General features: G+C 69.6%; 11 protein-coding genes. 3 read left to right on the top strand and 8 right to left on the bottom strand.

Features of this window, described 5'->3' with window-relative positions; all coding sequences use genetic code 11:
• Nucleotides 1-16: 16 nt before the first annotated feature.
• The gene (locus GII31_RS13390) at nt 17-385 is read left to right on the top strand and encodes an Rv2175c family DNA-binding protein (protein WP_213243783.1); all 369 of its coding nucleotides are present in this window, start codon (nt 17-19) and stop codon (nt 383-385) included.
• 366 nt (nt 386-751) lie between these two features.
• On the opposite strand, the gene GII31_RS13385 is transcribed toward GII31_RS13390, so the two are convergent.
• From GII31_RS13385 to GII31_RS13370, 4 genes are read right to left on the bottom strand one after another with little or no spacing between them, the layout of a single operon-like run.
• Entirely contained in the window at nt 752-1,705 is a 954-nt protein-coding gene (locus tag GII31_RS13385; RefSeq protein ID WP_213243781.1) for a phytoene/squalene synthase family protein, read from the bottom strand.
• A complete protein-coding gene (locus tag GII31_RS13380; RefSeq protein ID WP_260839979.1) occupies nt 1,702-3,303 on the bottom strand; it encodes an alpha-(1->6)-mannopyranosyltransferase A in 1,602 nt (533 codons plus the stop codon). The genes GII31_RS13385 and GII31_RS13380 overlap by 4 nt, the downstream gene beginning before the upstream one ends.
• Complete coding sequence (locus GII31_RS13375) at nt 3,300-4,871, bottom strand: phytoene desaturase family protein (protein ID WP_213243778.1); 1,572 nt, start codon at nt 4,869-4,871, stop codon at nt 3,300-3,302. Before GII31_RS13375 ends, GII31_RS13380 begins: the two co-directional genes overlap by 4 nt.
• Entirely contained in the window at nt 4,868-6,019 is a 1,152-nt protein-coding gene (locus GII31_RS13370) for a polyprenyl synthetase family protein (RefSeq protein ID WP_213243776.1), read from the bottom strand. The genes GII31_RS13375 and GII31_RS13370 overlap by 4 nt, the downstream gene beginning before the upstream one ends.
• Between GII31_RS13370 and GII31_RS13365 the strand changes: the two genes are divergently transcribed.
• Nucleotides 6,013-7,032 carry a methylenetetrahydrofolate reductase gene (locus GII31_RS13365; RefSeq protein WP_407649817.1) on the top strand — a complete coding sequence of 340 codons (1,020 nt, stop codon included), beginning with the start codon at nt 6,013-6,015 and terminating at the stop codon, nt 7,030-7,032. The genes GII31_RS13370 and GII31_RS13365 overlap by 7 nt on opposite strands.
• 37 nt (nt 7,033-7,069) lie before the next feature.
• Here the strand turns inward: GII31_RS13365 and GII31_RS13360 are convergent, their stop codons facing one another.
• Together GII31_RS13360 and GII31_RS13355 are read right to left on the bottom strand one after the other, a co-directional pair.
• Nucleotides 7,070-8,299, bottom strand: a complete 1,230-nt coding sequence (locus GII31_RS13360; protein WP_213243772.1) for a benzoate/H(+) symporter BenE family transporter — start codon at nt 8,297-8,299, stop codon at nt 7,070-7,072.
• A gap of 12 nt (nt 8,300-8,311) precedes the next feature.
• Nucleotides 8,312-9,145: an LppM family (lipo)protein gene (locus tag GII31_RS13355; RefSeq protein WP_213243770.1), complete on the bottom strand. Its 834-nt coding sequence runs from the start codon at nt 9,143-9,145 to the stop codon at nt 8,312-8,314.
• A 129-nt stretch (nt 9,146-9,274) separates the two neighbouring features.
• On the opposite strand from GII31_RS13355, the gene GII31_RS13350 reads away from it, so the two are divergent.
• Complete coding sequence (locus tag GII31_RS13350; protein ID WP_213243768.1) at nt 9,275-9,958, top strand: glycerophosphodiester phosphodiesterase; 684 nt, start codon at nt 9,275-9,277, stop codon at nt 9,956-9,958.
• Between the two features lie 9 nt (nt 9,959-9,967).
• Here the strand turns inward: GII31_RS13350 and GII31_RS13345 are convergent, their stop codons facing one another.
• Both GII31_RS13345 and GII31_RS13340 read right to left on the bottom strand, forming a co-directional pair.
• Nucleotides 9,968-10,702, bottom strand: coding sequence for a DUF3558 domain-containing protein (locus GII31_RS13345; RefSeq protein ID WP_213243766.1), 735 nt, complete (start codon nt 10,700-10,702; stop codon nt 9,968-9,970).
• Nucleotides 10,703-10,900: 198 nt separating this feature from the next.
• Complete coding sequence (locus GII31_RS13340) at nt 10,901-11,572, bottom strand: GNAT family N-acetyltransferase (RefSeq protein WP_213243764.1); 672 nt, start codon at nt 11,570-11,572, stop codon at nt 10,901-10,903.
• Nucleotides 11,573-11,973 lie beyond the last annotated feature (401 nt).

The following is an 11,973-nucleotide window of genomic DNA, read 5'->3' as shown; positions in this document are numbered from 1 at the left end:
ACGGTATCCTTATTCGGTGGCATCACTACCGCTGTCCCCGGGCACCACCCTGCCCGACGGAACCGACACCCTCACCGTCGACCAGGTCGCCGGACACCTCGGAGTCTCCGCCAACCGGGTACGTACACTCATCCGCGACCACAACCTCTTCGCCGTCTCCGCATCCGGCCAACCCGCGATCCCCGCACTCTTCTTCGACGACGACGGCATCGCCAAGCACTACACCGGCCTCGTCGACGTCCTCCTCGACGGCGGATTCACCCGCGACGAAGCACTCCGCTGGATGTTCACCACGCTCGACGACCTCGGCATCCACCCCGCCGAAGCCATCCACACCCACTCAGCCCGCGAAGTGATACGGCGCGCCCAAGCCCTGGCGCTGTAATATGGCGCCCCCTCGCAGGCTCGGGGATCGCGGGTCCTGCGGGCCCGGAGTCGTGTTCTTCCCTCCTCGTTCGCGCGGGCTCGTTCCTCACCCGGCTCACTCGTCAGTCCAGAACACGACGGCCCGCCGTGACATGGCGCCCGCTCGCGGGCTCGCGGATCGCGGGTCCGGCGGGCCCGAGGTCGTGTTCTTCCCTCCTCGTTCGCGCGGGCTCGTTCCTCACCCGGCTCACTCGTCAGTCCAGAACACGACGGCCCGCCGGACGGTGTAGGTGGCACCCGCTCGCCCGCTCGCCGATCGCGGGTCCGGCGGGCCCGAGGTCGTGTTCTTCCCTCCTCGTTCGCGCGGGCTCGTTCCTCACCCGGCTCACTCGTCAGTCGTGGTGGTCAGCAGGGCGGCTGTGGCTACGGTGAGTTTGCGGGGGGTGGACACGACGGCGCGGGTGGACATCACGGCGTAGCCGGAACGTTCGATCTCGCACAGGATCTCGGCATAGGTGGCGGCCGCGACGGCGATCGCCGGCCGGGTTCGGCGGGGGAGCGCGGCGATCCCGAACTCCGCCTTCCGATAGATGTCCCGGTTGACGGCGATCAGATGCGCCAGTGCCCGGCGCAGCGGCGCCGACGTGGAGCCGGCGGCCCGGCAGCACCGCAGATGCGCCTCGTCGACACCGAACGCCGCCAACTCGTCGAGCGGCAGATAGATGCGGTCACGGTCGAGGTCCTCGGCCACATCACGCAGAAAGTTGGTCAGCTGGAAGGCGTCACCCAGTGCTCGTGCCGACGCCCGCACCCGGGCATCCGGGGCGGTGACCCCGAGGATCGGCAGCATCTGCTCACCGATGATCGCTGCCGAACCGTCGGTATATCCGGCCAGCTCGGCCAGAGTGCGATAGCGATTGCAAAACACCTCGGACCCTGGTGCGTCCATTCGCATCGACCGCAGAAAGGCGTCGAAAGTCCGCACCGGGATGTCGAACCGCCGAACCGTGTCTGCCAGCGCGGCCAGGATCTCCGACAGCGGATCATCCGGATCCGGACCGTCCGACAACGGCTCGCCACCAGTGCCGATCACCGAATCGAGCAGCATCGCGATCCTGTCGAGCTCGGCGAGCCGGACATCGTCGGGGACATGGCCGCCGGACACGTCGACGATGTCGTCGACGTAACGGGCGAAGCCATACAGCGCGTATGCCGCGAACCTGTTCTCGTGCGGCAACAGTGACGCCGCCAGGTGGTAGGTGCGGCCGTGCCGGGCGATCAGGTCGGCCGCGCGGTGATATCCGCGCGCCGCCTGCGCCGACGGACGCGGGACGATCATGTCGCGTCCGCGCGCCGGCACGGACCGGTCAACCGGCCCAGGCGCAACGGATCACGACGGGTCAGCGACACCGCAGCCAATGCCGAAAGAGACAGCGCTACAATCAGATACGGCGGACGATAGAACCAGATCGAGTCGTCGGGCTGGAACACCACCAGCATGAACGTCGAGACCCCCACCACGACCGTCCGCACCAGGTCGGTCAGGGTGAACGCGGCCGCCAGACACAGCGCCCAGGTGTAATACCAGGGCAGTGTCGACGGTTCCAGAAGCAGCACGGCCACCATCGCCCACACCATGCCGACCACCGCGGACCGCTCGTCCCGGCGGCCCCACCACCACAGCCCGACCAGGATCAGTGCCAGACACACCGCGCCCACACCGCGGGTCACCGGCAGCACCTCCTGCAGATTGAGGGCGGTGAACGGGGCGGCCGCCCAGGTGACGAGATGGGCGACGGCGGTGGGGACGGTGAACCAGTTGATGATCCGGTCGGCCCAGCCCAAACCGTGCAACCAGCCGAACCCGAGCCCCAGAAGTACCGTCCACACCCCGAACACCGCACCCGGGATCGCGGCGACGAGTGCGAACACCCGCAGCCGCACACCCATCGGCAGCCGCACATCACCAGGTAGGTGCACCCCCAAAGGCGCCGCGGGCCCGGTGATCGCGCCGGCGGCGGCCTCACGATCCGAACGCAGGTGCGAGAGCCAGATCCACACCACGAACGGGATCGCGATACCCGCGGTGATCTTGATCGACGCCGCCACCCCCAGCATCGCAAGCCCCGCCACGTGCCGGCGCCGCAGCGTCAGCACCACGCCGGCGACCAGCACCCCCATCATCAGCAGTTCCACGTGCGGCCCGCCCACCAGATGGATCAGCACCATCGGATTCAGCAGCGCCAGCCACAATCCGGCCTGCGGGGAAGCGCCGAAATGTGTTGCCAGCCGCGGGATCGCCCACAACGAGAGGAACAGGCCCGGCAACAGCACCAGCCGCATCGCCAGCACGCCGAGGATCACATGGTCGCCGGTGACCTCCACGACCGCCCGGCCCAGACCCATGAACAGCGGTCCGTACGGGGCGGTGGTGGCCGTCCACACCTGCGCCATGCTGTCGAGCAACGGACCCGGATAGTGCGCGGGACCGTCGGTGTATGGGTCGAAACCCTCACGCAGCACCGCCGATTGGGCGAGGTAGGCGTACACGTCGCGGCTGTACAGCGGTGCGGTCACCACCAGCGGTGCCGCCCACAGCAGCACCGCGCGCCGCAGCGACGACACGCTCAGCGACTCGTCGTCGGCGTCGGCGGCGTCACCGACGCGCGCGATACGTCTGCCCAGCCGGACCCAGGCGTACGCCATCGCGGCCACCCCGCACCAGAACACGATGGCCGACAACGTCTTCCCGTGACCGTAGGACACCCAGGCCAGTCCGGAATCGGTCACCACCGGTGAGTTGCGGGGCAGATCGCCCATCCCGAACCCACCCAGGCACACCAGCAGCGCACCCACGGCGCCCAGACGCAGGTCCCGCCGGGTGGCCGACGCACCGGATTCGGGGCGCGGCGACCGAACGCAGTTCGCGGAAGTCATGATCCGAGAACCCGGGCGGCGGCGAGGCGACCCGAGATCAGTACCGGCGGAATGCCCACACCCGGGATCGTGCCGGCACCGGCCAGAAACAGATTCGGCAGCGACGGCCATCGGTTGGGGGTGCGCAGCGGACCGGTCTGGGTGAGGGTGTGCGCGGCCCCGAAGGGGGTGCCGGCGGGCAGCCCGGCGCTCGCCCATGTGCGTGGCGTATCGACCCGGGCGATCCGCAGACCGCCGGCGATGCCGTGGAAGCCACGGGATTCGAGGGTGCGCAGACATTCGGTCACATACGGGTCGGTGATCGACTCCCACGCCAGGTCGGCGGTGTGCAGGTTGGGACACGGCGCGAGCACCGACACCGCCTCCACCAGAACCGAATCGGCGTCGGCGGCGATGTACCGGTCCGGGTCGGAGAAGGCGGGCCGGGTGATGAGGAACGACGGATCGCGCATCAACCGGCCGGACTTGCCGATCAGGTCGTCGAACGTCTCGGCCCATGCCGCACCGAAGCTGATGGTGTGGTGGTGTCCCGGCCAGCCGGCGGTCATCGCACGCGGCGCGGTGCCGTGTACGACGACGGCGCTGGGGGAGTACCGCACTCCGCGCCACCGCGGCCCCCTCGGCAGGGGCCGTCCGAGCAGATCCGCCACGGCCGGCGGCGGCACGGTCGCGATCACCGCATCGGCCGGAAGTCTCTCGCCGCCGGCGACGGTCACCCCGCGTACCAGGCCACCCTCGCGCACGATCCGGGTCGCGGCCGTGCGCAGGCGCAGCCGCCCGCCCGAGTTGACGAGCGCGTCGGCCAGCACGGCACCGATCCGGCCGATCCCGCCGCGCGGATGACTCAGTCCGCGCCCGATGTCCATCTGCGCGATGACCTCGTAGATCGCGGCGGCACGCTGTGGGGGCACCCCCGCGTACAGCGCCTGGAAGCTGAACATCCGTTGCAGCCGTTCGTCGTCGATGAACGAGGCCACCTTCGACGACATGCTGGTCAGCCCACCCAGGCGGATCAGGGCGGCGGCATCGGTGAGGGTCCGGCGGTCGGCCAGGTCGCTCGGCCGGTGGAAGTTCCGGTCGATGAAGGTGTCGAACTCGGCGTCGTAGAGGTCACCGAGCCAGCCGAACAGCCTTCGTACCCCGGCGCCTTCGCGTCCCCCGAGCTGCGCCGAGACGGCGTCCCCGGCGGCGGCGGCGCCGCGCGGCAGGGTCAGTTCGGTGCCGTCGGCGAATGTGGCCACATAGGTGGGGTCGACCGGCACCAGATCCAGCCGCCGCCATGCCTCGTCCGGCGCCACCCCCACCTCGCCGAGCGCCTCGACGATGAGTTCGGGCATCGTCAACACCGTCGCACCCGTGTCGCACAGTGGTCCCGGCCCACCGCCGGTCAGGATCCCACCGGACAGGGGACCGGGGGTCAGCGTCTCCGTGCGGACCAGGCCTCCGGGTACGTCCTCACGTTCGACGACGGTGACCTGGCAGCCCGCGCCCCGCAGCCGCAGGGCCGCGGTCAGCCCCGACAAGCCGGCGCCGATCACCACCACCCGCCGGGTCCGGTGCGGGCTCACCGTTGGCGGTGCCCGAGACGATGCCCGAGGGCGGACAGTTCGGACCGGACCGAGCCGTCGACGTTCAGCGCGGCGATCGTGGCCTGGGCGCGTTCGTCGAGACGGTCGATGCGCTGCTCCATGTCGGCGACCGCGCCGACATCGACCAGGATGGACCGGGCCCGGACCAGTTCGTCGGTCGACAGCTCACGGCCGATGAGACCGCGCAGCTCGCCGCCGGTGGCCGCCCCCGCCCGGTTCAGTCCGACCGCGATCAGCGCGGTCCGCTTACCGGCGACCAGATCGTCGCCCGACGGTTTGCCCGTCTGCTCGGGATCACCGAACACCCCGAGCAGGTCGTCGCACAGCTGGAAGGCGATACCGAGATCGTGGCCGACACTGCGCAGGGCGTTGATCAGCGCCGGCGAACCACCCGCCAGAGTGGCGCCGAGCTCGAGCGGGCGGGCCACGGTATACGCGGCGGTCTTGAACTCCATCACCCGGTAGGCCGCGCTCACCGACTCGTTCCCGCGGCTCTCGTTGACGATGTCGAGGATCTGGCCGCCGAGGACTTCCGTGCGCATCGCCGCCCACACCGCGCCCGCCCGGCGGGCCGCACCCCGGCGCAATGCCCCCGCCGGGAGTTCCTCGGCGACACCGACACCGTGGAACAGGTCGTCGGCCCACGACAGTGCCAGATCACCGATCAGGATCGCCCCGGCCATCCCGAACGCCGAAGGGTCACCGGACCAGGCCGCGTCGGTGTGCGCGGTCTCGACGGCGCGATGGATGGTGGGACGGCCGCGCCGGGTGTCGGAGCGGTCGATGATGTCGTCGTGGATGAGTGCGCAGGCCTGGATCAACTCGATCGCCGCCCCGGCCCGCAGCGCTTCCGCCGGATTGTCGCCGTCGCCGGGAGCGGGCGAGCGGCCCACCTCGGACACCCCGCAGCGCCAGCCCGCGTACAGCAGGGTGGGCCGGATGCGTTTGCCACCGTTCATCGTGAACTCGCGCAGCATCGTCGCCGCCTCGCCGACCACCGGGTCGATGGCCGCCGCGTGCGGGATCACCCGGTCGAAGAAGTCGCTGAGCACACCCCCGACAGAGTCCGGTACGTCATCGAGTCCTGCGGGTGCGGCGAATTGATCGACCGGGCGTGCGGATGTCACGGCTACAGGCTAGCGGTCCGCCTCGGTGGAGGTGCCGGACCATTCCGTATGATGTGCCGGTGACCACCAACTCGACGTCTCTGTCGATCGTGGACAGGTTGTCGGCGCCGCACCGCGGCCCGATCCCGTTCTCGGTCGAGTTCATGCCGCCGCGTGATGCCGAGGGCGAAGAACGGCTGTGGCGTACGGTCCGCACGTTCGAGCGCCTGGGTCCGGCCTTCGTGTCGATGACTTACGGCGCCGGTGGATCGACCCGTGATCGCACGGTTCGCATCACCGGCCAGCTCGCCTCCCAGACCACCCTGCTGCCGGTGGCCCATCTCACCGCCGTCAATCACAGCATCGACGAGCTGCGTTCGCTGGTCGGGGCGTACGCGGCCCAGGGCATCACCAACATCCTCGCGCTGCGCGGTGATCCGCCCGGAGATCCGTTGGGTGAGTGGGTCAGGCATCCGCGGGGGCTGACCTACGCCGAGGAATTGGTGCGGCTGATCCGCGACCTCGGTGACTTCCACGTGGGCGTCGCCTCCTTCCCGGAAGGCCACCACCGCGCCCCCGATCTCGAACAGGACACCCGGGCGCTGGTCGACAAGCTGCGGGCGGGGGCCGAGTACTCGATCACCCAGGTCTTCTTCGACGTCGAGCACTATCTGCGTCTGCGTGATCGCCTGGCCGCGGCCGATTCGGAGCAGGCGGCCAAGCCGCTCATCCCGGGCATCATGCCCATCACCTCCCTGGCCAGCGTCCGCAAGATGGTGTCGCTGTCGGGGTCGGTGATACCGGTCGACGTGGAGGCACGGCTCGCGGCAGCCGCCGGCACCGGCGATCAGGAGGACCGCGCCGCGGTTCGTGCGGTCGGGATCGACCTGGCCACCGAATGGGCGCAGCGGCTCATCGCCGAAGGTGCGCCCTGCCTGCACTTCTGCAGCCTCAACTTCGCCAAGGCCAGCACCGAGGTCCTGGCCCGTCTGGGAGTCGACATCACCTCGGCCGTGCCCGTGGTAGCTGGATAACAAGCCCGCGGGCGCGAGCTTGCGAGTGGGCGCCATGTCATGATCGGAACGGCTTGTGGCCCACGATCCGCGAGCTTGCGAGTGGGCGCCATGTGACACCGTAGACGGCCAGGCCGACGATCAGCGCCCAGAACGACGAGCTGATCCCGGCGATGGTGGTTCCGGAGGCCGCGACGACGAAGGTGATCACCGCCGCGGTGCGGCAGTCGGCCGGCCGGCTCACCGACTCGTCGACGAGCGCGGCGCGCAGTGATGACCCCAGCGTGCCCAGCAGTCCCAGACCTGCCACGGTGGCGATGATCTCGGCGGGTGCGACCGCCAGAAAACTGATCAGCGCGCTGGTGGTGACGGCGAGCGTCAGATATGCGATGCCCAGGGTCGCCGACGTACGCCACCGCTGCGCGGGATCGGGATGCGATTCGTCCGATGCCGGCAGTGCGGCGGTGATGGCGGCGAGGTTGACCGCGTGCGCACCGAACGGGGCGGCCACCGCCGAACCCAGGCCGGTCGCGGTGAGCGCGGCACGCCACGGGACGGTGAATCCGTACGAGCTCATGATGGCGACACCGGGAACGTTCTGCGCCGCCATCGTGACTATGTACAGGGGGAGCGCGATGCTCACGACGGCCGACCAGGTCAGTGACGGCATCGTGGCCGCGGCCTCGGGCAGCCAGTGGATACTCGGGGCGTCCCCGGTGATCGCGTCGTGGGCGACCACCACCAGCGCGGTCACGAAGGCTGCGACGATGGCCCACCGGGGTGAGAGCACGAATGCGGCCAGCCACACGATCAGGATCGGGGCGACCTGCGCCGGATATTCGGCGACCGCCGACACCGGAGTCAGGCACAGGTCGAGCAGAATGCCCGCGAGCATCGCCTGCGCGATCGGTGCGGGGATGGCCGCCACGAGCCGGCCCAGTCCGGGCCACAGTCCGGTGACCACCACCAGCAGCGCGGCGACGATGAACGCACCGACCGCCGCCGCCCAGCCGCCGGTGATCTGGCCCGCGCTTACCAGCACCGCCGCGCCGGGCGTCGACCACGCAATCGTCAGCGGCATGCGGTATCGCCTGCTCAACCACAGACTGACCACTCCGATGGCGAAACACAGCGCGACCAGGCCGGTGGTGGCCTGTCGGCGGTCGGCGCCGACGGTCTGCAGTCCGGTCAGCACCACGGCGAATGTGCTGGTGTAGCCGATGAGGGCCGCGGCCACACCGGTGATGACCGAATGTGCGGTGTGGGAGCGGGATCCCTGCGCGCTCAACGGGCGGCCCGGCTATCGGGTACGTGATCCGATCGATTTTCCGGAGGGCGGCGCCGGCCTGCCGGGACGCGGGGCGGTGCTTTTCGACTGGTAGGCGAGCACGATCACCGCACCGACGGCGAGCAGACAGATGGCGCCGAAGAACACCGACCAGCTCGGCAGTGCCGCGGTGGCCGGGTCCGCGTATTCGGCGTCCGCGGTGAAATCGGCGCCCTTGCCCATGGTCGGGGACCAGGACACCGAGGTGTCGCTGATCTGTTCCCCGTTGGTGGCGCTGATCGGCCCGCCGAAGGTGATATTGACCTCCAGATAGTCGCGGTTGGTCAGCAGACCTGTCAGGTCGGCCGCGCCCCGGAAACGCACGATGTCATCGCGGCGGGTCGCCGACAGATCCACGCTGACGCCCGTGTCGCCGAACGAGTCGGCGATGACATCGCCGAGCTGGGCCAGTTGTCCCATGGTCAGGTCGGCGAACGATGCCGTGGTGCCGGCCAGCCGCAGCCGTGCCGCCGGGTTCTTGTCGCCGTCGGCGGACGGTGCTGTGGTGGTGTTCTGCTCGGGTTCCTGGGTGAACTCGGACACGCTGACCTGGTCGGTCATCGAATCGGGAATGTCGAACTGGGGCGTGCCCGCCGGATTGTCGGGCGACGAGGCGGCCACGATGGATCCGGAGAACCGGTCTCCGACGGTGGTGGAACGCTCCAGACAGCCGGTCAGCAGGGGCGAGCACAGCATCAGCGCGGCGAGCGCGAGCAGTGCCACCGAGGGCCTGGACACCGAGGGCCTGAACCCCGAACGGCCGACGGTGACACGGGGTGTGGTGACGGGACCGGAGGACGAGTGCACCCGATCATCGTGCCAGATGTGCCACCACCGGCGTACCGTGCGCCGCACCGGTTTTGTGTGCCCGGGCGAGCGGAAGAGGCGCGGGGCGGTCATTGCGCCGTCGTGGCGGTGCTGGCAGCATCGTCGGCTGTGGCACGTGTGTTCGCGCATCGGGGTGGCTCCGATCACGGCGGTCGGGAGAACTCACCGCCCGCTTTCGCGCGGGCATTGCGCGCGGGTGTGGACCTGGAATCCGACATCCGGCTCTCGAGGGACGGCGATCCGGTGCTGATCCACGACGTGTTCACGGTGATCGGCACGGTCCCGGTGGTGCCGGCCGTGCTCTCGGCCGATGCCCTCGGCACCGTCGGGGTGCTGCGGATGGCTGATCTCTATCGCGTGTTCGGCACCGATTTTGACCTGAGTGTCGACGTGAAGGTGGCGGGTGCGGCGCTGCCCGCGATCGAGGTGGCGCGCGCGGCGGGCGCGGTGGAGCGCCTGTGGCTGGTGCATGAGGACCTGAACCTGCTGCGGGCCGTCCGCGCCCGGGAACCCGCGGTTCGGCTGGTGCACGAGGCGACCGCGACGACCCGTGAGGCGCCCGGCTTCGACCACGAGAAGTACCTGGACTCGCTGGCCGCGGACCGGATCGATGCGCAGAACTCGCCGCCGGAGGCATGGACGGCCCACGGCGTGGCCGCCGCACACGCACGCGGGGTCGCGGCCTTCGGATCGTTGCTCAACGATCCCGTACGACTGGCCCGTGCCGTGGAATTGGGCTTGGATGCGGTCTACACCGATGACATCGGCATGGCCACGGAGATCCTCCGATGATACCGGCGATCATTCCGGCTCGGTGAGCGATTTCTCGATCAACGCGATCTGCTCGTCGGGGTCGGCCGCGTCGGCGTCGGAGGCGTTGGCGAGCATGTCCACGTGGGGCCTGATCCGTCCGGTGCCGTCGACGATGTCGGCGACCTGTGTCCGGATCGGCCTGGGCAGTCGTCCCACCTGCAGTGCGTAGGTGTATCCCAGGTCGCGCGTGTCGGCGGAGGTGACGTCGAACTTCGGCTTGACCGTGGGCGGGTTGAGTTTGCCCAGCACGGTCCGGACGGCAGAGACGGCCTTGCCGCATTTGGGGTCCCGGGGCTCAGCGGCCTGCTGATCATCGTTGGAGACCGCCGCGACGACCACCGAGTCGTCGGAGTAGGTGACGGCGGCGCACGCGTCCGCGTTGAGGAAGCGGTACTTGTCGACGTTGGAGCCCTGATCGTTGCCGACCCATTCGGCGATGGTCCGCGGGTAGAGCACCTGTGGCGCGGCATCGAGCACCAGGAGCGTCAGGGTTTCCTTCTCGTTGGTGGCCCGGCAACCGCGAGGTCCCGCACCACTCATGGAGACATCGGTCCATGTCCTCGAATCGAATCCGAGGTCGCGCACACCGGCGGCGTTGAGTCCGGTGCACGGCTCGAAGTCGGTACCGTCGTTGCTCGCGCTGATCCGCTTGTCGACCGGGTTGGGGATGGCGTCGGTCTCGTCCGAGCATCCTGTCAGCACACCGGCACCGAGTGCGGTCACGGCAAGGGCACATACGGCGACCTGTCGGCGACGACGCGACATCGACGTGGCTCGAAGCGATGTGATCTCACCAGGCATCGGTTTCGACCGTCTTTCATGAACGCTCGGGGTGGAGCTGGGGGCATGCGGGAACAACAAGTGAGGCTAGCATTACCTAGCTATCGGGCCGACGGGTGCCGGGTAAGTGCCTGCCCGGGGTCATCGCCGGTCGGTCGCCACCGCCGCCTCCACCGGCGGCAACGGTAGGGGCAACGGTCTGCCGAGGAAGGCGAACGGCCGCGGGTCGCCGGCGAAGGTGAAATGCCGCAGGACGTCGGCAAAGCCCATCCGCCGGTACAGTGACCACGCCCGATTGGGGCCCGCAGGGTTCTCCGGGGTGGACAGCAGGACCGATGCCTCGGGTCGGTCGGCCAGTAGCCGGGTGAGCAGATGGCGGCCGATGCCCCGGCCCTGCGCGGTGGGGTGCACGTGGAGTTCGGTCAGCTCGAAGTAGTCGGCGGTGACCCGTTCGATGTAGTCGCCGGGGGCTCCCGCATGCCGCAGTCCGTACCGCAACTGCTGGTTCCACCACTGGTCGGGCGCGCCGCGGTAACCGTAGGCGATGCCGACCAGGAGTTCGTCCTCGGCGAGTGCGACGGGCGGGGCCAGCCGCCGCGCGGCGGCCCACGGGGCCGAAGCGTCCCGGTGGCCGACGCGTGCGACGGCTCCGACGGCCCGCCAGCCCGGCCGGGTGATGTGTTCGCGCCACAGCGGTGCGCGGTGCGCCTGGGTCCCGCCCGGGTAGTTCATGGCGGTGACGTACACGTCGAGAGCGGGGTCGAGCCAGATCCGGGAATCCTGCCCGAGAAGGTCGACGAGACGGATCGTCACGGTGTGGGCGTCCTCTCCGGTCTGATCGTTGCCGCCACGCCTTGCCGACGTGCGGATGTCTGGCTATTATTGAATACGTCGAACGGATGTTCGATGTCCTGGCCTCCGCAAGCCGCACATCAACTCCTCGACATCACCGCGCGCAGGTGCGCCGGCCGCAAGGCCGACCACGTGCGCGGTGAACGTGGCGTGCGGTGCGGCGATGGGCGAGGGAAGCGCGCATCCCCGCACCGCACCCCGGCGTCGCGCCGGTGCGGCGACCGGTCATGGCGTTCCCGGCCGGAGTGCTTTCGCGGTCGGAGTGCTTTCGCGGTCGGAATGTCGTACCCCCGGAGCGACGATGGCCTTGCGTCGGCGGTTGAACGCCGATCGTGCCGGTTCGGTATCGAGGGAGGTGTGGA

The sequence above is a fragment of the Gordonia pseudamarae genome (genome assembly GCF_025273675.1).
In the GTDB taxonomy this organism is placed as follows: Bacteria; Actinomycetota; Actinomycetes; order Mycobacteriales; family Mycobacteriaceae; genus Gordonia; species Gordonia pseudamarae.
Note: the sequence above shows the minus strand (reverse complement) of the source record. Positions and strands in the feature narration are given on the sequence as shown.